We start from the raw sequence: 23,206 nt of genomic DNA on the forward strand, positions 1-23,206 counted from the left end.
GAACGGGGGTGACTGGATCGGTCGGTGATGTGCGTGGTGGTGCTGCGCCGGACCAGCCAAACAGGCCGGATGATCACGGGGAAAGGCGTGAAAGGGGGCGGATTCATGCGTCGGTTGTGCAAACCCATGGTTTGTGTCAAACAAGCCGAGCGCGGCTTTCCGTACGCTGCACCACACCTCGTTGCGGTGGTTTCATGCCCGCCCTTCACTCTCCGGAATGACTTGGAGTGGCCGAGGAGTCACATCTTGTAATCGAAGGTGTCCCTGGCTCCGGCCCCGGCCGCTCGGCGCGCGTGCCGACGGCGGGATGGCTAGCGTGAGCAGCGGGGAGGCAAGCGCGAGCTGTCTGGACACGTCTTGACATAAGGACATCAGGAGGGCCGTGAGCATGGCCGTGCAACCCGAGGGAACGCCCTGTTGGGCTGATGCGATGTTCAGTGACGTCGAGGGAGCCAAACGGTTCTACGGCGACGTCCTCGGCTGGACCTTCGGCGAGTCGTCGCCGGAGTACGGCAACTACACCCAGGCCCATGTGGGCGGCAAGGCGGTGGCAGCGGTCGTCCCGCCCATGCCCGGCCAGGAGGGGCAGTCGCAGTGGTGCCTGTACTTCGCCTCGCCGGACGCCGCCGCCACCGCGCGGAAGGTCCGCGACAACGGCGGCGAGATCCTGATGGAACCGATGAAGGTCGGCGACTTCGGCACCATGTGCCTGGCCCGGGAGCCCAGCGGAGCCGTGTTCGGCGTCTGGCAGGCCGGTACCCACGAGGGATTCGAGGCGACCGGGACCCCGGGCGCCTACTGCTGGGCCGAGGTCTTCACGCGTGAACCGGAGAAGGCCGACACCTTCCTCTGTGCCGTCTTCCCCTACCGCATGAAGCAGATGGAGGACCACGCCGTCGACTTCCGGCTCTTCGACGTGGCCGAGAACACCGTCCTCGGCCGGATGAAGATGACGGACGACTTCCCGCCCGAGGTGCCGTCGTACATCAACGTCTACTTCACCGTCGACGACTGCGACCAGGCGGTGGAGCGTGCCGTCAAGCTCGGCGGTGTCCTGCGCTTCGGGCCGATGAGCAGCCCCTTCGGCCGGTTCGCGGCCCTCAGCGACCCGCAGGGCGCGAACTTCTCGGTGATCGACATCACGACCACCGAGGGGGAGATGCCGTCGGTCAGGGACGTGTGAGGTCAGGGGCGGGTCACCGGCCGCCCGCGGCCGGACGCCGGACACGGCCGGCCCTGCGGCCATGGCATGATCGTGCGCATGCGTGAACGTGTGGTGGCCGCGTGCGACGGGGCTTCGAAGGGAAACCCCGGACCGGCCGGATGGGCGTGGGTGGTCTCCGACGACGAGCGGACGCCCGCCCGCTGGGAGGCGGGCCCGCTCGGCCGGGCCACGAACAACGTCGCCGAACTCACCGCCCTGGAACGCCTGCTCACCGCGATCGAGCCGGATGTGCCGCTGGAGATCCGCATGGACTCCCAGTACGCGATGAAGGCGGTCACCACCTGGCTGCCCGGCTGGAAGCGCAACGGCTGGAAGACCGCCGCCGGCAAGCCGGTCGCCAACCAGGACCTGGTCGTGCGCATCGACGAACTGCTCGACGGCCGGTCGGTTCAGTTCCGCTACGTCCCGGCCCACCAGGTCGACGGCGACCCGCTGAACGACTTCGCCGACCGCGCGGCCAGCCAGGCGGCCTCGGTGCAGGAGACGGCCGGCAGCGCGCTCGGCTCCCCGGAGCCGCCGCCCTCGCCCGACACCCCGAAGGCGGCGGCCCCGCGCAAGAAGGCGCCCCGCCGCACCGGCGGCGGGGCGGCCTCCGCGGTGTCCGCCGTGTCCTCGTCGTCTCGCACCATCAAGGCCAAGTTCCCCGGCCGCTGCCTGTGCGGCCGCTCCTACGCGGCGGGCGAGTCCATCGCCAAGAACGCGCAGGGCTGGGGCCACCCGGACTGCCGTACGGCCGAGGCCTGATCAGCCGTCACCGGACGTCCCCGACGTCCCCGGCTGCCGCCGGCCGTCCCCGGGCGGCCCCGGCTGCCCTCAGCTGTCGAAGGTGTAGAACTTCGTGTGGTCCAGCAGGTCCGCCGGGCGCACGTCGTTCCACGGCTTCATGGTCTCGTTCAGGTCCACGACGTCCGCGGTGCCGCCCGTCGGCACATACCCCGCGTCCGGGTGCCGGCTCTGCCACTCGGCCCACAGCTTGTCGACGTAGGCGTGGTGCAGCCAGAACACCGGGTCGTTGGGGGAGACGCCGGTCCCCATCTGCCCGCCGACCCAGACATGGACCCGGTTGTGCAGATTGACTCCGCGCCAGCCCTCCAGGTTGTTGCGGAAACCGTCCGCGGCGCTGTTGTACGGCTCCATGTCGTACGTCGATATGGACAGCACCGACTCCACCTCCGCGCGCGTGGGCAGCTCGCGCACGCCCGTGCCGAGCGAACGGCGCAGGAACGTACGCCCGTCCACCCGCACGTTCATCGGCCAGTTGCCGGCCGACGCGGCGAAGGGACCGTCCATCACCCGGCCGTCGGAGCTGCGCCCGGTGCCGCCGAGGAAGTCCGGTGCCCACAGGGAGGCGCGCAGGGTGCGGTCGGTGCTCCAGTCCCAGTACGGCAGGGCGACCGAGGAGTCCACCGACTGCAGCGCCTGTTCGAAGTCGAGCAGGAATCTGCGGTGCCAGGGCAGGAACGACGGGGAGCGGTGTCCGGTCCGCTCGCCGGTGTCGGTGTCCGACATGATGAACTCGTTGTGCGTGCGGACGAAGTCGTCGTAGCGTCCGCTGCGCTTGAGTTCGAGGACGGCGTCGACGAACCGCTTCTTCTCGTCGACGGTCAAGGTGGCCTGGTTCTTGCGTACGGTCATGATGCGCGTTGCTCCGAAAGTCCTTGCGGGGGCGGTCAGTTGGCGGGGAAGGGCAGCAGCGGGGCGCCCTGCAGCTCGTCCACCGCGGCCCGGGCCGCGGCGCGCGGGGTGGCCACCGGGGCGTAGTGGCTGACGACGCTGATCCAGGTGCCGTCGGCGTTCCGCATCACGTGCAGCTGGACACCGTCGACCAACACCTCGAATCCGCCGCCGTGTTCGTGGTGGTGGCCCCCGCCGCTCATCGGACGGCCCTGTATCCGGCGGCCCTTGTAGACCTCGTCGAAGTGCCCCGGGGGCTGCGGCATCGGCATGGGGTGCTCGTGGTCCGCGGCCGTGGCGGCGGGCGCGACGACGGTGGCGGCGGTGGCCGTCGCGGCCAGGGCTGCCGCCGCGGTGAGCGCGCGGCGACGGCTGATGTCGGGCATGCGGGTCCTCCTGGAGGGGTGCCTACGGTGGTGTCGACGCATGCCTATCGAGGGCCCCGGGAGCGGGAGAAATCCCCCGGAGCCGGTTGGCCGTGATCCGGACAATTAACCACATGTCGTACAGGATTGAACGAAGTTGATCTTGCTGTGGCGAACGGTCGATCCACTCCGGAACGAGGAATTCCTTGCCCCGCCGGCCGCCTTTCCGGTGATCCTTCTCGGGTTCCGTCTGTCCGAGTGGTGCTGCTCACCACGCCAGACTGACGCGATAGCGAGGCCCGGCCACCCTGCTACCCTGCGGTCCCGTCCGAACACGTTCAGTGACTGACAGGGGTGTGTGCGTGAAGGTCGTCTGCGCCGGCGGCGGGCCCGCGGGCCTGTATCTCGCCATCCTGCTCAAGCGGCAGGACCCGTCCCACGACATCACCGTCCATGAGCGCAACCCGGAGGGCTCGACATACGGCTGGGGTGTGACGTACTGGCGCGGCCTGCTCGACCGGCTCCAGGAACACGACCCCGACTCGGCGTGGGCGATCGAGGACGCGTCCGTCCGCTGGAGCGACGGTGTCGCCCACGTCCGCGATCTGACGACCCGTCACCGCGGTGACGAGGGCTTCGGCATCGGCCGGCACCGGCTGCTCGAGCTGCTCGCCGAGCGGGCCCGCGCGCTCGGTGTGCGGCTGGAGTTCGAGAGCGAGCTGACCGAGCCGCCCGCGGGCGCCGATCTCGTCGTCGCGGCCGACGGAGTGCACAGCACCCTGCGCACCCGGCATGCCGAGGCCTTCGGCACCGAGATCGCCGCGGGCCGCAACCACTACATCTGGCTCGGCACCACCCGGGTCTTCGACGCCTTCACCTTCGCCTTCACCGAGACCCCGCACGGCTGGATCTGGGCCTACGGCTACGGCTACAGCGGCGAGCACAGCACCTGCGTCGTGGAGTGTTCCCCGGGGACCTTCACCGGCCTCGGCCTGGACCGGGCGGACGAGGCGGAGGGACTCGTGCTGCTCGAAAAGCTCTTCGCGGACGTCCTCGACGGCCACCGGCTCATCGCCCGGCCCGGCGCCGGCTGGCTGAACTTCCGCACCCTCACCAACCGCAGCTGGCGGCACGGCAACGTGGTGCTGCTCGGCGACGCGGCCCACACCACCCACTACTCCATCGGCGCCGGCACCTCCCTCGCCCTGGAGGACGCCATGTGCCTCGCCGGTGCCCTGCGCACCCACGCCGACCTGCCCGAGGCGCTCGCCGCCTACGAGCGCCGCCGCACGTCCGAGCTGCTGTCCGCGCAGAGCGCCGCCCGCTACAGCGCCCGCTGGTACGAGAACCTGCCCCGCTACATCGACCTGCCCCCGCACCGGATGTTCGCCCTGCTCGGCCAGCGCCACTCCCCGCTGCTGCCGTACGTCCCGCCGCAGCTGTACTACGGCCTCGACAAGGCGGCCGGGCAGCTGGAGGTGCTGCGCCGCCTCAAGCGGTGGCTCGGCCCGCGGGCGGCGCGCGCCCTGCATGCCCGGTCCACGGCCCGCCGCTGAGCGCTCCGCCGGACCTGCCACGCGCCCCCTCGAAGCGCTGCCCCCACCCATCCCCCCGCACAAGGAGTCCCGTCCATGGCCGTGCCCGTCACGTTCGACCAGACCTCCTCCGGCTACAGCGTGCAACGCGCCTACTGGCTGGCCTGCGCGGCCGACCTGGCCTACAAGGACCGTTCCGTCATCGAGGACCAGGCCGCCGGGTGGGGCTTCGGCCAGGTGCGGCACCACGAGACACGGTTCACCCCGCCGTTCCCGCTGCAGGACACCCAGGCCTACACCATGGCCGGTGACCGGATGATCGTGACGGCGTTCCGCGGCACCGAACCCACCAGGATCAAGGACTGGCTCACCGACGCCACGACCCCACCCGTCGCCGGCCCCGGCGGCAGCGGACACGTCCACCACGGCTTCGCCGAAGCCCTGCGCTCGGTGTACGAGGACGTCGCCGCCGCACTCGAGGGCCTGCGCACGAACGGACAGACGCTGTACTTCACCGGGCACAGCCTGGGCGGCGCCCTCGCCATGCTCGCCGGTGCCCGGATGTACCTGGAGCACCCGCACCTCGCGGCGGACGGAATCTACACCTTCGGCCAGCCGCGCACCTGCGACGCGGCCCTCGCCGAGGCGTTCCACCAGGGGCTCGGCGGCCGTACGTACCGCTTCGTCAACAACAACGACATCGTGCCCCAGTTGCCGCCCGAGCCCGTCTTCACCCATGTCCGGGCGCTGCGCTACATCGACTCCAAGGGCAAGCTGCACGACAGCATGCCGATGTTCTCCGCGCTCACCGACCGGGCCATGGGGCTGACCGCCGACGTCTTCGCGCCCGCCTCCGACGGAATCCGCGACCACTTCATGCACAACTACCTGACAGCCTTGGAGAGGAATCTGGGCTGACCGGAGCGGGGCCGGAATGCGGGTAAAAGCCTACGGAGAAACGGCCTTCACTCGATAGGGTGAATTGTTATTCACCGTGTCCTCACCCTGTCCCCGGGAGTGCAGATGGACCAGCCCGCCCCGATATCCCAGCCGCCCGGCAGCCCGGCCCCGGCACCCGCACTGCGGGACCGGCTCACCATCCCGGTGCTGGCGTCGGGCGGCATCCTCATGGCGGTCATGCAGACCGTCGTCGTTCCCCTGCTGCCGGACCTGCCCCGGCTCACCGGCGCCTCCGCCGCGGCCGTCTCCTGGACGGTCACCGCGACCCTGCTCTCCGGCGCCGTGCTCACCCCGGTGCTCGGCCGGGCCGGCGACATGTACGGCAAGAAGCGGGTCCTCACGGCCGCGCTCGCGCTGATGACCGTCGGCTCGGTGATGTGCGCCCTGACCTCGGACATCGGCGTGCTCATCGCCGCCCGCGCACTCCAGGGCGCCGCCGCCTGCGTCGTCCCGCTGTCGATCAGCATCCTGCGCGACGAACTCCCGCCGGAGCGCCGGGGTTCGGCGGTGGCGCTGATGAGTTCCACGGTCGGCACCGGCGCCGCGCTCGGGCTGCCGCTCGCCGCGCTCGTCGTCCAGTACGCCGACTGGCACACGATGTTCTGGCTCACCAGCGCCCTCGGCGCGGTGGGCGTCGTGGCCACCTGGTGGGCGGTGAAGGAGTCGCCGCTGCGCGAACCCGGCCGGTTCGACGTGGTCGGCGCGCTGGGGCTCGCCGCCGGGCTGGTGTGCCTGCTGCTGGGCGTCTCCCAGGGCGGCACCTGGGGCTGGGGCAGCGCACGGATCACCGGGCTGTTCCTCGCGGCGGCCGTCGTACTCGCCCTGTGGTGGTGGCAGCAACTGCGCACCGAACGGCCGCTGGTGGACCTGAAGCTGGTGAGCCGGCCACGGGTGGGCCTGTCGCATGTGGCCGCCCTGCTGACCGGGTTCGCCTTCTACGCCAACTCCCTGGTCACCGCACAGCTGGTACAGGCGCCCAAGGCCACCGACTACGGCCTCGGCCTGTCGATCGTCGCCACCGGCCTGTGCCTGCTGCCCGGCGGCGTGACCATGCTGCTGCTCTCACCGCTGTCGGCCCGGATCTCCGCCGCGCGCGGCCCGCGGATCACGCTCGCCCTGGGCGCCGCCGTCATCGCCTGCGGCTACACCGTGCGCATCGCCGACAGCCGCGACCTGTGGATGATCATCGTCGGCGCCACGGTGGTGTCGACCGGCACGACCCTTGCCTACTCCGCGCTGCCGACGCTGATCCTGCGCGCGGTCCCGGCGGGCCAGACCGCCTCTGCCAACGGTGTCAACGTCCTCATGCGCACCATCGGCCAGGCCGTCTCCAGCGCCGCCGTCGCCGCCGTCCTGGTGCGCCACAGCAGCCCGGTCGGCGGCGTCCCCGTCCCGACCCTGCACGGCTATCTGCTCGCGTTCGCGATGGCGGGCGCCGTCGCCCTCGCCGCCTGCGCGGCCGCCCTGACGATCCCCGGCGACGGCCCCACGCAGGGCACCCGCCGGGCCCCGGGCGCCGCCCGCGGTGCGCGCGACGAGGCGCTGGAGGGAGCATGAGCACCGTGAACACCCCGACCAGGCCGGACAGTCACGCCCCGGGCCGCCGTGACGCCGAGGTCACCAAGGCCGCCATCCTCAAGGCCGCCCGCCATCTCCTGGCCCGGCAGGCCCACGCCGACATCACCCTGAAGGCGGTCGCCGAACGGGCCGGTGTCAGCCCGCCGTTGATCCTGAAGTACTTCGGCAACAAGGACGCCCTGTTCGCCCGCGTCATGTCCTTCGACACGGACGCCGACGCCCTGCTGGACGCGCCGCTGCCCGGCCTCGGCCGGCACATGGCCCGGCACGTCCTGGCCAGCCAGCGCGACCGCGGCGCCGACCCGCTGCTGCGCATCGCCTTCGCCCCGCTGCACGCGGACCACGGCGAGATCCTGCGCGCCAACTTCCGCGCCCAGGTGACCGAACGCCTCGCCGCCCGGCTCACCGGCCCCGACCCGGGCCTGCGCGCCGAACTCGCCGTCGCCGCTCTCGTCGGCCTCGGCGTGATGTACGGCATCGCCCGCGGACCGCACCTGCGCCGGTCCGACGTCGACGCCGTCGCCGACCGCTACGGGCCGCTCGTACAGGCCCAGTTGACCCCGGCCGGCTGATCAGGGCTCCTCGTCCGGCCCGGGCCGGCTCGACACCGGGCGGCGCGACGACCAGGACGCGCGGCTCGTCGTACAGGACCGTCACCCGCGTGCCCTGGGCCGGGCAGGGCAGCCGGGCCACGAACGCGTCCTCGCGGTGGTCGGCAAGCGCGTCGATGTCAGCGCAGGAGGCGGTCCAGGAAGCCGTTCCCGAAGACCCGGTGCGGGTCGAGGCGGTCGAGGGTGGTGACCGCCCGCGTCCACACCTGACGGCCGAAGGTGCCGGGCACGGCCGTGCCGAGCACCTCGGGGTCGGCCCAGGCCGAATCGTCCGTGTACGCCCAGCCCTTGGACCACTCCGCGCGGGCGAGGGCGTACCGGCCGTCGTAGCGGCCGAGCAGGAACCGCTCCAGCTCGCGCAGGAACTCCTCGGCGTACGGTGTGCCGGGCAGGGTGAGGACGTCCAGCCACACCGCGGTGTCCCAGTCGGGATGCTCAGCGCTCGGCCGCACCGCCGACAGCAGCGGGGCCTCGGCACCGGGCACGCCGGCGTCGGCCGGATCGTCCAGGCCGGTCATCCGGATCTCCACCGACCCGTTGACCGGGAAGCGGCCCCGCGCGGCGTACGCGTCGAGCAACTCCCGGTAAAAGCTGGTGAATTCGTGCACCACCCGTTGCACCGCGGCCCGCGAGGTGAGCACCGCGTACCCGTTCGCCGTCACCCGCAGCGTGGTCGGCCGCAGATACAGCAGCGTGTTCTTCGACGGTCCCCACAGGTCGGCCGAGTCCGTTGCCGCCAGTCCCAGCCTGGCCACCGTGAGCTGCGCGTTGCCCACCTCCGGCGCCAGATACCAGCCCGCGCCCGCCACCAGCCTGCCCACCAGGTCGGCCACGAGCGTCGGCACGCTGTCGGAGAAGGGGTAGTTGTACGGCGAGGTGACGTGCCGTGAACCGGGCGGCCGCTGCGGCGCGACACTCCACTCCTTCAGCCACGGGAACTCGGTGAAGGCGAACCAGATCGCCTCGAGGCGGCCCGAGCGGCGCAGAAAGCTCTCCAGGGTGCGCCCGCCCGAGCCGGGCGCCGCGAACAGCTCCCGGGCCGGAACGTCGGTGCGGCTGACACAGCGCAGGTTGCAATCCGGGCCGACCCGCAGCACCACCTCGGTGACGAAGGCCCGCCCGAGGTGGGTCAGCAGCGCGGCACAGTCCGCCTCCGCACGGCGGAACGTGCGCAGGACGTACGCCCCGCTGTCCGCGTCCCACACCACCGCCGTCAGCTCCAGCACGCGATTGCTGAGCGAGCCGAACGCCGTTCCGGGCGGCGGGCGTTCCCCCTCGGCCGGTACGGCGGTGCCGTGCGCGTCGATCGCCAGGGCGCCGCCCAGCGTCAGGTCCCCGGGCGCGGGCGTGGCGGTCAGGCCCAGCCCGTGTCCCTCCAGGAAGGTGAGCAGGGCCTCCAGGGTCACCCCGGTGCCGGCGCGCACCGCCGAGCCGGACTCCAGGGCCAGACCGGTCAGACCGCCCGCGGTGTCGACCAGCAGGGTCCGGGTGTCCGCCGTCGTCCCCTCGGTGATCGTCAGCGGTGACCAGCCGTGGGAGCGGCCCCGCGGGCGGACCCGCCATCCGCTGCGCCGGGCCCAGTTCACCACGGCGAGCACCTGCTCCGGACCGCTCGGCGCACAGGCCCACATGCCCTCGGCGGTGATCTCGCCCGCCCAGTTGCGGTACACCGAGCGGTAGGGCGTCACCTCGGCTGGAAACCCGGGGAGTCCGGCCGCGGCCACCGCCGGGCCGGCTGCCGGCAGGACGGGTACGGCGGCCAGCGCGGCGGCGGTGCGCAGCACGCCGCGACGGCTGACGTTGTCCGAACTGTCATAACTGTCATACATGGAACAGGAGTTGTCTGGGGTGTCCATGGAACGATCGATCGCACGTTCACGGTAGGCGCGCGCCCCTTGCGCCCCGCGCTTTCGTCCGGCCATATCACCCGTGTGGGTGAATGACGTGCATCTGGTGCACAGCCGGCCCGCCGGAGCGGCCCGTTCCGCGTGAACCGTGCCGGGTGACACACTGGCGCCATGGACGAACGCGAATTCGGCAGGTCGGGCCAGTGGGCCTCGGTGGTCGGTCTCGGCACCTGGCAGCTGGGCGCCGACTGGGGCGACGTGGACGACAAGGAGGCCCTGTCCGTCCTCGAGACGGCGGCCGAGGCGGGGGTCACCTTCTTCGACACGGCCGACGTGTACGGCGACGGACGCAGCGAGGAGACCATCGCCACCTTCCTGCGCGGACGGCCCGATCTGCATGTGCTGGTGGCCACCAAGATGGGCCGCCGGGCCGAGCAGATCCCCGGGAACTACGTCCTGGACAACTTCCGCGCCTGGAACGACCGCTCGCGCCGCAACCTCGGCGTCGACCGCATCGACCTGGTCCAGTTGCACTGCCCGCCGACCCCCGTCTATTCCTCCGGCGCGGTCTACGACGCGCTGGACACGCTCGTCGAGGAGGAGCGGATCGCCGCGTACGGGGTGAGTGTGGAGACCTGCGCCGAGGCGCTGACCGCGATCGAGCGGCCGAACGTGGCGAGCGTGCAGATCATCCTCAACCCGTTCCGGATGAAGCCCCTGTACGAGGTGCTGCCCGCCGCCCGCGCGGCCGGAGTCGGCATCATCGCGCGCGTGCCGCTCGCCTCCGGCCTGCTGTCCGGGAAGTACACCAAGGACACCGTGTTCGCGGCCGACGACCACCGCACCTTCAACCGGCACGGCGAGGCCTTCGACCAGGGCGAGACCTTCTCCGGCGTCGACTACGGGACCGGGGTCGAGGCCGCCGCCGAGTTCGCCGCGCTCGCCCCCGAGGGGTACACGCCGGCTCAGCTGGCGCTGCGCTGGATCATCGAGCAGGACGGCGTCACGACGGTCATTCCCGGGGCCCGCACCCCGGAGCAGGCCCGGGCCAACGCGGCCGCGGCCAAGCTGCCGCCGCTGACCGAGGAGACCGTCACCGCCGTCCGTAGGCTGTACGAGCGCCGGATCAAGGACCAGGTCGAGCAGCGCTGGTAGCCGTCCGGGCGGCCACCGTTTGAACCAAGCGCCGGGCGGTTACAGGCACCGCATGACGGAGGAAGGACGGCGCAGGGGGCGCGACGAGAGCGAGGAGGAGCGGGCCGACCGGATGTGGGGTGAACTCATCCAGGAGGTCCGGGTCGCCCAGACGGGCGTGCAGATCCTGTTCGGCTTCCTGCTGACCGTCGTCTTCCAGCAGAAGTACGCCACCCTCCCCGGCAGCGATCGGGTCATCTACGTCGTCACCGTCGTCCTGGGCGCCTCCGCGACCGGTGCCCTCATCGGACCGGTGTCACTGCACCGTCTGGTCTCCGGCCGCATGGTCAAGCCCCAGGCGGTGCGGATCGCCTCCTGGATGACCTTCACCGGCCTGCTCCTCCTGCTCGCCACGATGGCCTCGGCGCTGCTGCTGATCCTCCGGGTCGCCACGCACAGCACCGCGGTGTCCTGGCTCGTCGCGGCCGTCGTCGCCTGGTACCTGCTGTGCTGGTACCTCCTGCCGCTGTGGATCCGGCGCCGCCATACGATCCCCCCGGCCGCCCCGGCCGCGCCGCCGCGCAGGGACACCGGCGGCGACGACCGGGGGCAGGGCTAGGCGAAGCAGGTGACGCCGAGCGCGTCCAGACACGGCGCACGCTCAGCCCCGCGGCTGCTCCCCGCGCGCCCCGCGCAGTGCGGTCAGGCAGCTGCCGATGGCCTGCTGGAGTTCCTCCAGACGCTGGACCATGTCGTCCTCGTAGAAGTCCTGAGCGTCGTCGAAGGTCAGCTCCTCGAACGCCTTGGTGGCCTTGTGCAGACTGCTGTAGAACTTGGTCCGCCGCTCCTGCACGCGCAGTTCGGGGTCGGCCTCCACCGCCTCGACCACGAGCGACTTCATGGCGTCGTAGGCCTCGGTGGCCCACTCGCCGCTGTCCTCGCCGTCCTCCAGCTCGTCGATCAGCGACAGATGCCGTTCGGCCTCCTCGCGCAGCTCGGCGGGCGCCTCGACGGTCTGTCCGGCGGGCGTCTTGATCTGCCCGGACTCGGCGATCTGGCGGACGTATCCGATCCGGTCGGCGGCCCGGCTCTCGGTCGCGACGGCCTTCTTCAGATCGTCGGTGCGTACGACGTCACGCGCCAGCTCGGCCTGCAGCTCGGGGTCCTCCCGGACCCGGTCCAGCAGGGCGGCGCGGGCCGCGCGGGCGGTGGCGGGGTCGGCGAGGATCGCGGCACGCAGGGCGGTCGGGTTCTCGGCGACCTCCAGTGCCTTGGTGGGGCGGATGCCCTCCGCCTCGGCGGCCTCGGCGATCGCGGTGCCGCGCTCGGAGGTGGCGCTGTTGCGGGAGACGTAGTAGCCCAACCACACGTCCGCGTCCGGCAGTTCGACGCCCTGGCCCGGTTCGAGGGCCTCGAAGTGCGGGACGAGCCCGTCGTCGGCGGCCCGGTCCCAGGCCTTGTAGTAGCGCATGACCCGCTCCGGGGAGCACTCGGCCAGCTGTGCGAACTCCTTCGCCGACACCTTCGGCGTCTCACCGGCGGCCTGCCCGCCCGGCCGCACGCTGCGCGCCACCAGCAGCGCGAAGGCCCAGCCTCCGGTGCGCGCGTAGACGCCGAACTCACGGGCGTCGCGCGCCACCAGGTCGGACAGCGGCGGCGTGGCCGGGGCGGCCGTCCCGGCCGTCTCGGACGGGTCGATGACCAGGGTCACGGATGACTCTCCTGCGGGATGATCAAGGGGATCGAGCGACTGTGTCCGGGGCCGGGCACAGACCGGAAAGCCTATCGGGACCGAGGGACGGCGCGGGGCGGACGGATCCCGCGCGGCCGCCGTGAACGAGCCGGGGTGCGCCCGCCCCCGGTCCGGCGACACCGTGACGGGCGAGGGCCCGCGGCTCAGCTGCCCGGCCGGTTCTCCGGCGTACGGAACGTGGCCAGGAAGGTCTTCAGCGCCAGCCGGTCGGCCGCCTCGTTCCAGGCCGCGGCCGGGGTGGTGAAGCGCAGCGAGAACCCCCGGTGACCGCCCAGCAGGAAGCCGCGCCCGAACGTGTGCACCCGGGCGGTGCCGGTGCCCGCCAGCCACTCCAGGTCGGCGGCCCGGTGGCCCTGGTACGTGGTGGCCCGTACGGAGCCGACGCGCTGGTAGCCCGGGAGCCGTTCCAGGACCGGTTCGACGTCCTCGTGCCAGACGGCGACCGGGTCCGGGCCCACGCGCTCGCTGTAGGTGACGGCGAGCGTGGGCGAGGCGCCGCCCGCGCCGAAGGTGATGCGGTAGGCGTCCGTGACCCGTGACGTGGTGAGCCGCTTCCAGCCGTCCGGCAGGGCCACGGAGAAGCCCTCCGGGGCGTTGTAGCGGCGATACCCGGCGGGCAGCGCGGCCGGGGCCGTCGCCGAGGCGGTCGGCGTGGGAGTGCGGGTCGCGGCGGGCGGGCCGGCCGGGGCGGCCGAGGAGGCGGGCCGGGTCGGTGCGTGTGCGGTGCCGGTGCCCGGCAGCTGGTGGGTCGCGGCCAGGACCGCGGCGGCGATGACGACCACGGCCAGTGCGGTGCCGGCGATCGCCGCCCGCCTGCCGTGCTCCTGCCCGGCGGGCCGCAGGCTCGGGTACGCGCGGCGCAGCCGGGGCACGGGGGCCGGCTGCCGGTCGGCGTCGGCGTCCTCGTCCAGGGCCCGGGTCAGGGCCGCGCGGACCACGGGCCGGGTCAGCCGTTCCCGCGAGTTCTTGCGTAGCAGCCCCTGCACGGCCTGGGTGAGCGGGCCCGCGCGCAGCGGCGTGCGCAGCGGCAGCCGGTCCACGGCCTTCAAGGTGGCCTCGGGCCGGCCGCGGTCCCGGAACGGGGGCCGGCCCTCCACCATCGTGTACAGCAGCGCGCCCAGCGCCCACAGATCGGCGGCCGGCCCGATGCGCTCGTCGCGGGCCTGCTCCGGCGACGCGTACGAGGGTGCCGTGAGCCGCGGCACCAGCGTCGCCCCGGCCAGCCCGAACCCGGTGACGACGACCGGGCCGCCGTCGGGGACGAAGACCTGGCCGGGGCTCAGCTCGCCATGGGTGATGCCCTCGTCGTGCGCGGCCTGGAGCACATCGAGCAGGTCCAGGCCGATCCGGGCCGCGCGCACCGCGTTGAACGAGCCCTCCCGGTCGAGGAGTTCGCACAGCGGGGTGCCGTCGATCCACTCGGTGACCGTCCACAGCGCGCCGGCCTCCACCACGGCGTCCACGACGGCGGCGACCTGGCCGGGGCGCAGCAGCCGCATGGTCTCCGAGGTGCGGACGACCCGGGCCGTCACACGCCGCACGGTGTCCTCGGCGGAGGGCTCCGGCAAGGTGGTCTGCGCCACCAGCCTGGGCTGCTGCGCCGTCACGTCCTCGGCGTACCACCACAGGCGGTTCGTCTCGTGGGCGAAGACCTCCAGGAGCCGGTACCGTCCGGCGACCAACTCGTGTACGGAGACGTGCGCCTTGACCATGGTCATCCCTCGCTGGAACCCCTGTTTCGTGTCTCCCAGGGGTACGCGGGGCGCGCGGGGGTGCGTTCAAAGGAATCCCGGATGCGCCCCCCTTTTTCCGGGGATTCCGGAACGCGCCCCCTCTACGCTCAGATCAGCCCGAACCGGTCGGCCCAGCCGGTCAGTTCGCGGGGTGTCGTGTTGCCGCCGCACACCACGAGCCCCACCCGGGCGCCGTCGCCGACCCGGGCCAGCACCTGCCGGGCCGCCGGCAGCAGACAGCCCGCGGCCGGCTCGGCCCACACCTTGGCGTGCTCGGCGAGGTCCAGCGAGCCCCGCACGGCGTCCCGGTCCGGGACCACCAGCACCCCCTCGACCAGCGCGGACACATGGTCGTACGTCAGCTGGGACACGGAGGGCGCGCTCAGCGTGGTGACGAGCGAGGAGACCGGCACCTGCAGTGGGCCGCCCGCCTCCAGCGCGGCCGACATGGCCTCGGCGCCCGCCGTCTCCACGCCCCACACCCGTACCTCCGGCCACCGGGCGCGCAGCGCGACCGCCACGCCGGCGATCAGGCCTCCGCCGCCGATGCTGACGAGCACGTCCGTCGGTGCCGCGCTCTCCTCGACGTCCTCGGCGAACTCCAGCCCCACGGTGCCCTGTCCGGCGATGACGACCGGATCGTCGAACGGATGGACCAGGGTCAGCCCCTCGTCCCGCAGCCTGAGCACCAGTTCGAAGGCACTGTCCATGCCGTCGGTCAGCCGCACCGACGCCCCGGCCTCCCCGGCCAGTTCGAGGGAGCGCGCCGGTGCGGTGCGGGGCATCACCACGGTCGCCTTCACATCGAGGGCCGCCGCCATCACCGCGAGGGCGATGCCGTGATTGCCGCCGCTGACCGCGACCACGCCCGCCGCCCGCTCGGCCTCGCTCAGCGACAGCAGCTTGGCCGTCGCCCCGCGCGCCTTGAACGATCCGGTGCGCTGGAGCAGTTCGAGCTTGGCGGTGACGGGCACGCCGAGCAGCGCGGTCAGGCCCGGGCTCGCTACGGTCGGCGTCCGTACGACGTGTCCGGCGATCCGTTCCGCGGCGGCTTCGATGTCCGTGATGCCGATCAAGGTGTCTCATCCTCCCGGCGCGGGGGTGGGAACCGCGCCTCTGGCACCCTGACCCGCACGGACTGCCGAGGTCAACGTCGTTTTGCAGTGGCTCCCATGACCCTCACAGCTCGCGGCCCACCAGGAAGTCCAGCAGCGCGAGCAGATCCGCCGCCGCCGGGGCGGCCAGGGTCGCGTCCGCGAGGAGCGCGCGGGCCGCGGCCGTGTGCGTACGGGCCTCGGCCAGCGCGGCCTCACGGCCCCCCGCCGCCTCGATCAGCGCGGCCGCCTCCTCGGCCCGTTCCGGACGGCCGAGCAGTTCGGGCAGCCGGCGGGCCACGGGGGAGGCGAGCGCGGCCAGCACCGGGAACGTCTTCTTGCCCTCGCGCAGATCGCCGCCCGCGGGCTTGCCGGTGACGGCCGGGTCGCCCCAGATGCCCAGCACGTCGTCGACCAGCTGAAAGGCGATGCCCAGCCGGCGTCCGGCCCGCTCCAGCGCGGTCACCGTGGCCTCGGGCGCCCCGCCGAGCGCGGCGCCCAGCGCGGCGGCGCAGCCCAGCAGCGCGCCGGTCTTGCCCTCCGCCATCGCCAGGTACTGCGCGGGGGTCACCCGCTGCGGGCCGGTGTGGGGCCGGGTGGCGAACAGCAGGTCGTCGGACTGCCCGCGCACCAGATCGGCGAGGGCCGCCGACAGCAGCCGTATCGTGCCGGCATCGCGTGCCGCGCCGGCGAGGGTCTGCACCGCGAGGGCGAACAGGGCGTCCCCGGCCAGCACGGCCGGCCCGGTGCCGTAGGCCCGCCACACGGCCGGGCGCCGCCGCCGGGTGCCGTCGCCGTCCATGATGTCGTCGTGCAACAGCGAGAAGGCGTGCACCAGTTCCACCGCGACCGCCGCCGGTACACCGGCCCGGCCGTCGGTGCCCGCCGCCTGCGCGCCGAGTACCGCGAGTGCCTGCCGTACGCCCTTGCCGCCCGGCGCGGCGGCGGGCGCGCCGCCGACCTCGCACCAGCCGAAGGAGTAGGCCGCCATCTCGGCCAGCCACGGATGCAGCCCCGCCACCGCCTCCTCGAGCGCCGGACGCACCAACTTCCGGCAGCGGGCGAGAACTTCGGCGGCGGACGGCGGGGCCTGCACCGTGGTCATCGGGTGACCTCCGCGTCCAGGCCGAACTCCTCCTGCGCCCGGGCCACCATCTCCCGTGCGTGCTTCAGCCCGCTGCGCTCCAATATCTGTGCCAGATCGGCGAGTTCGGCCGCGGTCTCGGCACGGTCCTGGCCGAGCCTGGCCCGCGACTTGGCCAGGCCCAGCCGGGCCAGTGCCTCGCCGCGCGGCTCGCTCATCGTGCGGAACTCCTCCAGCGCCAGCTCGTACAGATCCCGCGCCTCGGTGTAACGCCCGGCGCGGTAGAGGACGTTGCCGCGCATCTTGTGGTTGTAGGCGAGTGCGCTCGTCAGGTTCATCTCCCGGCAGCCGGCCTCCGCCCTGGAGAGCAGCTCCAGCGCCCCCTCGGTGTCCTTGTCGCGCACCGAGAGGATGTCGGCGAGGCCGCGCAGCGCCCAGGCGTGCCCGCGCCGGTCCTCGGCCCGCTCGGCTATCTCCGCGGCCTCCTCGAACAGCGCGTACGCCCGGTCGTGGTCGCCGGTGTTGCGGTGCATCTGCGCGATGCCCTCCAGCGCCCACACCGTGTGCCGGGCCTCCCCGCGCCTGCGGGCCTCGGCGAGCAGCTGCTCGTGCAGCCGGCCGACCGCGGCGTAGTCGCCCTGGATCCGGCCGGTCTCCGCGAGGCCGGCCAGCGAGTAGCCGCGGACGACGATGTCCCCGCCACGCTCGCCGAGTTCGGCCGCGAGCGCGAGCAGCCGCCAGGCCAGCGGGAACGCTCCGCGCTGCCGGGCGAGGGTGCCGCCGCTCCACAGCGCCCACGCCATCGCGCCGGTGTCACCGGCGTCGCGGGCGGCACGGTAACTCGCCTTCCAGGCCCGGTCCGCCTCCTCGATGCGGCCGAGCCGCCGCTGTGCCTCGGCGACGGCGAGCCCGCAGCGGGCCGCCTCGGCGTGCTGCCCGGACCGCTCGGCCTCGCGCAGCCGATCGGTGCCCTCGGCCAGCACGTCGACCAGTGAGGAGTTCACGGACAGGGTGGTCAGGGCGCCCTGGTATTCCGGGGCGAAAGCCTTGCCGTACATACGCACCTTTCTATACACGACGTGTATACATGTCGTGTATAGCGGGTCGGGACAGCGCCCCGGCCAAGGGACCGGGGCGCATCGGTCTGTTGCCGATCAAGACGTCGGTACGGCGCCGGGGGTTGCCCGTGCGGCGCAGATCACCTTGTGCGGGGTCAGTGCTGCTGTGCCTGCTGCCCGGTCGCCTCGCTCGGCCGCACCACGACGAAGCCGTCGCCCTGGAGCAGCAGTTGCACGGCCTCGCCCGAACCGCCGCGCAGCATCGAGCCGATGGACTGTGAGCGGTGCAGCGAGGTCTCCAGGTGTGCGGTCCAGCCGACCACCGCGTCCGTGTCGACGTACACCGGGGACTGCGCGGAGACCGGGATGACCAGCGGATTGCCCTCGCAGACCAGACCGAGCCGGCCCTGCCCGCCGAACACGCTGTTGAACAGCCCGCCGCCGGCGATGCCCGACCCCTTCACCGTCTTGATCTCGTACGACAGCGAGGGATCGAAGCACAGCACGTTGCGCCCGTTGACGGTGAACCGGTCGCCCGCTTCGACCTCGACGATGAAGCAGTTCCCGGCCTCGTGCGCGAACCAGACCTCGCCCTGTCCGCGCACCGCCATGAGGGGCAGTCCCTCACCGGTGACCGCACGCTTCAGCATGCCGCCGACGCCCTGCCCCTTGCGCTCGAACTTCAGGTCGCCCCGGTAGGCGACCATCGCGCCCTGGCGGGCGTACATCTCGCCGTCCACCACGTAGCGGATGCACTTGGCGTTCTCGACCGACATGCCCGGCTCCACGGCCGGCTGCACCACATGCTCACTGGAAAAGAGGTCACCCTTCATGGCGGGCATCGTGTCCCGGAAGATGCCGTTCTGCCAAGATCACGGAACGTGGCCGGTCAGCCACCGAACAGCTGGCACCAGTAGGTGCCCGCCCGGCCGCCACCGGCGAAGCCGACGCCTATGTGGCCGAACTCCCGCTTGAGGATGTTGGCCCGGTGCCCGGGGCTGTTCATCCAGCCCGTCACGACCTCGGCGGGGGAGCGCTGACCGCAGGCGATGTTCTCGCCGATCGTGCGCCTGCGGGAGCCCGCGGCGGCCGCCCGGTCCCAGGGCCGGGAGCCGTCGGGGCAGGTGTGGTCGTAGAAGTCGCGGGCCACCATGTCCGCGCAGTGCGCCTGCGCCGCGGCCGTGAGCAGCGGATCGACGGCGAGCGGCGGCAGACCGGCCCGGCGCCGCTCGCCGTTGGTGAGCGCCACGGCCTCGGCGGCCGTACGGGACAGCGCGTCCGGGGTCAGCGGTGCGGCCCACAGCGCGGTCCAGTACCGGTCACCCGCGTCGGCGTGGGCCAGGGCGGCGTGCGCGAAGCCCGGATCGAGCAGAATCGCCCGGGACCGTTCCGCCCCCAGGCAGTACTCCACGAAATCCGCGGCGGTGCGCGGACCGGAGACCAGATGCTCCCCGACGGTGATGTACGGGTAGCCGGCGCCGGTGATCCGCTGGTGGACCGACACCCCGTCCCGCCCCTCACCGCCGAGCCGGCCGGCGTCCGCCATGGCCCGGGCGTGCGAGCGGGCTGCGGACAGGAGCCGCGCATCGAGGGTGACGCGCGGCGAACCGGTCTGCGCGCGGGCCGAGTTGACCAGCCGCAGGAAGCCGTCGTCGGTGGGGGACGGGGGCTCGGGCGACGGCCCCGCCGCTGCGGCCGCCCCGCTCTGCCCGCCGTCGTCGGTGACGTCCACCCCGAAGTCCCGGGCAAGTCCGGCCAGGCCGTCCGCGTACCCCTGCCCGATCGCCCGCAGTTTCCAGCCGGCACCCGGCCGCAGGTACAACTCGGCGACCAGCAGCACGCTCTCCGGTCCCAGGCGGGGCGGCACGAACCGGGCCACGACGGACCCGTGGGGATCCGTCACCTCCAGCCGGGGAGCGGGCAGCCGCCCGAGGGGCGTACCGGACTCGGCCGCGCTGACGACGACGGTGACGCGGCAGGCGCCGCCGCGCAGCCGCCCCGGCTCCACGGCCAGGGTGTCACCGAGCAGCCGTACCCCCGCCGCCCGGGGCTGGTTGTAGAACACGAAGTCGGCGTCGCACCCGACCCTCCCGTCGGCCCCGGTGACGAGCGCGGACACGTCGAAGGGTCCGGCCACCCGCAGCCGCAGCGGCCCCTCGGGCAGCGGTGCGTTGCCCCCGGGGACGAGTTCGCGCGTCACACCGCGGACAACGCCCAGCACCCCGGCGGAGGTTCCCCTACCGCGCAGACTTCTTCCCGGCCTGCCCGCAGAACGCGGAGTCCAGTACCGCGCCCATCGCCTCCTGCACCTTCTCGTTGTTGGAGGTGTTGGCGACAGCCGCGAGAGAGCGTGAACCGTCCTTCGTGGCGAAGGCGTACGTGTAGTACCCCTGCACGACCCCGGTGTGCCCGTACACACGGACGCCGCACGACAGCTCGCGCCGCCGCAGCCCGAGCCCGTACGCCGTCGTGCTGTCGACCCGGCCGGCCTTCTCCATCTCGGCCAGCCGCGCGGCGGACAGCAGCCTGCCGCGCAGCAGAGCGGAGTAGAACGTGTCGAGATCCCGCGCGCTGGAGATGATCGCGCCCGCGCTCTGCGCCCACGACACCGTCTGGTCGGTGGCGTCGAGCAGCGGGGAACCGGGCTCGTCGGGGGTGAGGTATCCGTGGGCGTACCGGCCCGGGATCGTGGTCCTCGGGTGGACGTAGAAGGTGTCGCGCAGCTTCAGCGGCTTGAAGATCCGGTCCTCGTACGCCGTCCGCACGGAGTGTCCCGTGAGCTTCTCGATGAGCATTCCGGCGATGACGAAGTTGGTGTTGGAGTACGAGTACGCGGCGCCGGGCGCGTTGGTGCGGGGCTTCTTCAGCGAGAGGGCGACCAACTGGCGGTAGGTGAAGACCTTGTTCCGTACCGCCTCGAAGCCGGACACGCTGTGGGCGAACATCTCGTCGGTGTAGTCGTACAGCCCGCTGCGGTGGCTCAGCACCTCGCGGACGGTGATCCGGTCGTCCGGCAGCAGCTTCGGCAGATAGCGGTTGACCGGGGCGTCGAGCGACAGCCGGTGTTCGTCGGCGAGCTGGAGCAGGACGACGGCCGAGAAGGTCTTGGTGACGCTGCCGATGCGGAACCGGTCGTCGGCGGTGATGGCGCGCCGGGTGTTCCGGTCGGCCAGACCGTACGTCACCTTGTACGTTCTCCCGTGGTCCTCGATCCGGGCCAGGGCGCCCGGCGCGCCGTCGTCCACCGCCCGGCGCAGCGCCGCGGCCACGGCCGTGGTGTCCGGGGCCGCGGGCGCCGGTGCGGCGCCCGGCCCCGCGGTCGCCGCCCGGGCCGGGACCGCGAGGAGCGAGAGCGCGACCGCACCGAGGACCGCGCCCCGCCCCACTGTTGCTGAGACCATCCGGCACCTGCTTTCAGTGATGACGAGAACACTTACGAGAACTGAAACGACGTGGGATGCGACGTCGGTCACATTCCGGGCCTGGAACCTAGGGGATTGAGCCGTCGTCTCCACAGCCGACACACAGTTGGTCAGATGGTGATCACTCTGTGGCGCACATTCGTAAAAGATTGCCATAGAAGATAGCGAAATCGATCATTCCATCTTTACGTGCACATGACTGATCCGTAAGGGTTACCCTCCGGGGCCCGACCAGCCCCCCATGGCGCCCAACCGCGCCATGCCGCAGGGCGGTTGGTGATCCCGGCCGCCTTCGAACGAAGGAACCCTGATCAGTGCGTAGACCGCACATACGCAGCGTGGCCGTCGCCATCGCCGTGACGACCGCTGCCACGGGCCTGGCCGGTACGGCCTTCGCGGGTCCCTCCACGGGGGAGCGGTCCGCCGTGTCCGCCGCTACGAACGCCTCGGCGGTGGTGGACGCGGCACGCGCCGCGGCCTTCGCCCACGCCTCGGCGACCGGCGTCTCCAAGGGCGACGAACTGCACGCCCAGGACGTGATGGCCGACCCCGAGGGCGCCCGGCACGTCCGTTTCGTCCGAACGCACAACGGTCTTGCGGTGCTCGGCGGTGACCTCATCGTCCACCTCGACCGGGGGCTCGCCTACACGGGCGTGACCCGTGCCGCCGACCACGCCGTCCAGCCGGCCACCGGCAAGGCCGAGCTGACCGCGGACCAGGCCGCCGCGAAGGCCGCCCAGGCCGCCAAGGGCGAGGCGGGCACCGCCCAGCTCGTCGTGGACGCGCGCGGCGGCTCCTCCGCCCTCGCCTACCAGGTGACGGTCACCGACCAGGAGAGCACCAGCACCGTCGTCGTCGACGCCGTCACCGGCAAGGTGCGCAGCAACACCCCCGACAGCGACGAGTTCCTGTCGCCGAAGCTGCTCGAGGACCTGCGCAAGCACGGCGAGACGATCGACCCGGCCACCGGCGCCGTCTCTGCCGCTCCCGAGGCCGGCCTGCTCGGCTCCGGCACCGTTGGCGCCGCGGCGTACCCGTCGGCCGCGAAGGGCACCGGCAAGACCCTCTTCGTCGGCAACGTGGGCCTCACCACCACGCAGACCTCGCGCGGTCACTACCAGCTCACCGACCCGAGCCGGTACGGCACCGAGGTGCGCGACGCCAAGGGCAGGACGACGGAGAACTTCGGGCAGGGCACGAAGTTCACCAGCACCACCAACGTGTGGGGCAACGGCACGACCGCCAACCGGGCCAGCGCCGCCGCCGACGCCCAGTACGGCATCACCGAGACCCTGGACTTCTACAAGAAGACCTTCGGCCGCAAGGGCATAGCCGACAACGGCAAGGCCGCCCACGGCCTGGTCCACTGGGGCAACAAGGTCGCCAACGCGTTCTGGGACCCCACCTGCAACTGCATGCTGTACGGCGACGGCGACGGCAAGACCTTCAAGAAGCCGCTCGTCGTCCTCGACGTCACCGGTCACGAACTGACCCACGGCGTGGTCGACGCCACCGCCAAGCTGCAGCCGACCTACGTCGACGCCAACGGCAACCAGTACGGCGAGCCGGGCGCGCTGAACGAGTCCCTCGCGGACATCTTCGGCTCCAACGTCGAGTTCTTCGCCAACAACAAGAACGACACGCCGGACTACCTGATCGGCGAGAAGCTGGGCCTCGCGCAGAAGTTCCTGCGCCGCCTGGACCACCCCTCGCTCGACAAGCTCGAGGGCACGATCGACTACTGGTCGCCGGACACCTACTACACCGAGGTGCACGCCGGTTCCGGTGTCTCCTCGCACGCCTACTACCTCCTCGCCGAGGGCAGCGGCAAGAAGACCATCAACGGTGTCGCCTACGACTCGCCGACCTACAACCACTCCACGGTCAAGGGCATCGGCCGGTCCAAGGCGACCGCCATCTTCTACCGTGCGCTCACCCGCTACATGGTCTCCACGACCGACTTCCACGACGCGCGCATCGCGACGCTGAAGGCGGCCAAGGACCTGTACGGCGCGAACAGCACCGAGTACAAGACGGTGGACGCGGCGTGGGCCGCGGTCAACGTCACCGCCGCCAACACCCCGGCCGCCCGTCACTGACGCGGCCGCCGCAGCGCCGGACCCCTGGATGCCC

At 72.3% G+C, this 23,206-nt stretch carries 20 protein-coding genes; 9 read left to right on the top strand and 11 right to left on the bottom strand.

The window, feature by feature from the left end; all coding sequences use genetic code 11:
• Positions 1-388 precede the first annotated feature (388 nt).
• A complete protein-coding gene (locus tag A6P39_RS37380) occupies positions 389-1,183 on the top strand; it encodes a VOC family protein (protein WP_067042264.1) in 795 nt (264 codons plus the stop codon).
• A 66-nt stretch (positions 1,184-1,249) separates the two neighbouring features.
• Positions 1,250-1,969, top strand: coding sequence for a ribonuclease H family protein (locus A6P39_RS37385; protein WP_067042261.1), 720 nt, complete (start codon positions 1,250-1,252; stop codon positions 1,967-1,969).
• Between the two features lie 69 nt (positions 1,970-2,038).
• Here A6P39_RS37385 and melC2 read toward each other — a convergent pair whose 3' ends face one another.
• Both melC2 and melC1 read right to left on the bottom strand, forming a co-directional pair.
• The gene (gene melC2 / locus A6P39_RS37390; protein WP_067042259.1) at positions 2,039-2,860 is read right to left on the bottom strand and encodes a tyrosinase MelC2; all 822 of its coding nucleotides are present in this window, start codon (positions 2,858-2,860) and stop codon (positions 2,039-2,041) included.
• 35 nt (positions 2,861-2,895) lie between these two features.
• Positions 2,896-3,285, bottom strand: a complete 390-nt coding sequence (melC1, locus tag A6P39_RS37395; protein WP_067042257.1) for an apotyrosinase chaperone MelC1 — start codon at positions 3,283-3,285, stop codon at positions 2,896-2,898.
• A gap of 335 nt (positions 3,286-3,620) precedes the next feature.
• Here melC1 and A6P39_RS37400 point away from each other — a divergent pair, with 335 nt between their 5' ends.
• From A6P39_RS37400 to A6P39_RS37415, 4 genes are all read left to right on the top strand, one after another.
• Positions 3,621-4,820: an FAD-dependent monooxygenase gene (locus tag A6P39_RS37400; protein WP_067042254.1), complete on the top strand. Its 1,200-nt coding sequence runs from the start codon at positions 3,621-3,623 to the stop codon at positions 4,818-4,820.
• 75 nt (positions 4,821-4,895) lie between these two features.
• Positions 4,896-5,717 carry a lipase family protein gene (locus A6P39_RS37405; RefSeq protein ID WP_199840735.1) on the top strand — a complete coding sequence of 274 codons (822 nt, stop codon included), beginning with the start codon at positions 4,896-4,898 and terminating at the stop codon, positions 5,715-5,717.
• A 105-nt stretch (positions 5,718-5,822) separates the two neighbouring features.
• Positions 5,823-7,316: an MFS transporter gene (locus tag A6P39_RS37410; protein ID WP_067042251.1), complete on the top strand. Its 1,494-nt coding sequence runs from the start codon at positions 5,823-5,825 to the stop codon at positions 7,314-7,316.
• On the top strand, positions 7,313-7,909 hold the full coding sequence (locus A6P39_RS37415; RefSeq protein WP_067042248.1) for a TetR/AcrR family transcriptional regulator: 597 nt from the start codon (positions 7,313-7,315) through the stop codon (positions 7,907-7,909). The genes A6P39_RS37410 and A6P39_RS37415 overlap by 4 nt, the downstream gene beginning before the upstream one ends.
• A gap of 158 nt (positions 7,910-8,067) precedes the next feature.
• Here the strand turns inward: A6P39_RS37415 and A6P39_RS37420 are convergent, their stop codons facing one another.
• Positions 8,068-9,804, bottom strand: coding sequence for a cholesterol oxidase substrate-binding domain-containing protein (locus A6P39_RS37420; RefSeq protein ID WP_443053018.1), 1,737 nt, complete (start codon positions 9,802-9,804; stop codon positions 8,068-8,070).
• A gap of 162 nt (positions 9,805-9,966) precedes the next feature.
• Between A6P39_RS37420 and A6P39_RS37425 the strand changes: the two genes are divergently transcribed.
• Both A6P39_RS37425 and A6P39_RS37430 read left to right on the top strand, forming a co-directional pair.
• On the top strand, positions 9,967-10,950 hold the full coding sequence (locus A6P39_RS37425) for an aldo/keto reductase (RefSeq protein WP_067042242.1): 984 nt from the start codon (positions 9,967-9,969) through the stop codon (positions 10,948-10,950).
• Between the two features lie 52 nt (positions 10,951-11,002).
• Complete coding sequence (locus A6P39_RS37430; RefSeq protein ID WP_234378794.1) at positions 11,003-11,548, top strand: DUF6328 family protein; 546 nt, start codon at positions 11,003-11,005, stop codon at positions 11,546-11,548.
• 42 nt (positions 11,549-11,590) lie between these two features.
• Here the strand turns inward: A6P39_RS37430 and A6P39_RS37435 are convergent, their stop codons facing one another.
• The 8 genes from A6P39_RS37435 to A6P39_RS37470 form a co-directional block, all read right to left on the bottom strand.
• Positions 11,591-12,640 (bottom strand): hypothetical protein, encoded by a 1,050-nt coding sequence (locus A6P39_RS37435; RefSeq protein WP_067042239.1) that lies wholly within the window; start codon positions 12,638-12,640, stop codon positions 11,591-11,593.
• 185 nt (positions 12,641-12,825) lie between these two features.
• The gene (locus tag A6P39_RS37440) at positions 12,826-14,400 is read right to left on the bottom strand and encodes a serine/threonine-protein kinase (RefSeq protein ID WP_067042235.1); all 1,575 of its coding nucleotides are present in this window, start codon (positions 14,398-14,400) and stop codon (positions 12,826-12,828) included.
• A gap of 122 nt (positions 14,401-14,522) precedes the next feature.
• On the bottom strand, positions 14,523-15,491 hold the full coding sequence (locus A6P39_RS37445; RefSeq protein ID WP_067042233.1) for a threonine/serine dehydratase: 969 nt from the start codon (positions 15,489-15,491) through the stop codon (positions 14,523-14,525).
• 103 nt (positions 15,492-15,594) lie between these two features.
• The gene (locus A6P39_RS37450; RefSeq protein ID WP_067042231.1) at positions 15,595-16,614 is read right to left on the bottom strand and encodes a polyprenyl synthetase family protein; all 1,020 of its coding nucleotides are present in this window, start codon (positions 16,612-16,614) and stop codon (positions 15,595-15,597) included.
• On the bottom strand, positions 16,611-17,651 hold the full coding sequence (locus tag A6P39_RS37455) for a tetratricopeptide repeat protein (protein WP_067042228.1): 1,041 nt from the start codon (positions 17,649-17,651) through the stop codon (positions 16,611-16,613). Before A6P39_RS37455 ends, A6P39_RS37450 begins: the two co-directional genes overlap by 4 nt.
• Before the next feature lie 155 nt (positions 17,652-17,806).
• Complete coding sequence (locus tag A6P39_RS37460) at positions 17,807-18,484, bottom strand: AIM24 family protein (RefSeq protein ID WP_067042225.1); 678 nt, start codon at positions 18,482-18,484, stop codon at positions 17,807-17,809.
• Between the two features lie 56 nt (positions 18,485-18,540).
• Positions 18,541-19,872 (bottom strand): CAP domain-containing protein, encoded by a 1,332-nt coding sequence (locus tag A6P39_RS37465; protein ID WP_234378793.1) that lies wholly within the window; start codon positions 19,870-19,872, stop codon positions 18,541-18,543.
• 16 nt (positions 19,873-19,888) lie between these two features.
• Positions 19,889-21,052, bottom strand: a complete 1,164-nt coding sequence (locus tag A6P39_RS37470; RefSeq protein WP_067042222.1) for a serine hydrolase domain-containing protein — start codon at positions 21,050-21,052, stop codon at positions 19,889-19,891.
• Positions 21,053-21,387: 335 nt separating this feature from the next.
• Here A6P39_RS37470 and A6P39_RS37475 point away from each other — a divergent pair, with 335 nt between their 5' ends.
• Positions 21,388-23,172 (top strand): M4 family metallopeptidase, encoded by a 1,785-nt coding sequence (locus A6P39_RS37475; RefSeq protein ID WP_067042219.1) that lies wholly within the window; start codon positions 21,388-21,390, stop codon positions 23,170-23,172.
• The last annotated feature ends 34 nt before the right edge of the window (positions 23,173-23,206 follow it).

The sequence above is a fragment of the Streptomyces sp. FXJ1.172 genome, assembly GCF_001636945.3.
In the GTDB taxonomy this organism is placed as follows: Bacteria; Actinomycetota; Actinomycetes; order Streptomycetales; family Streptomycetaceae; genus Streptomyces.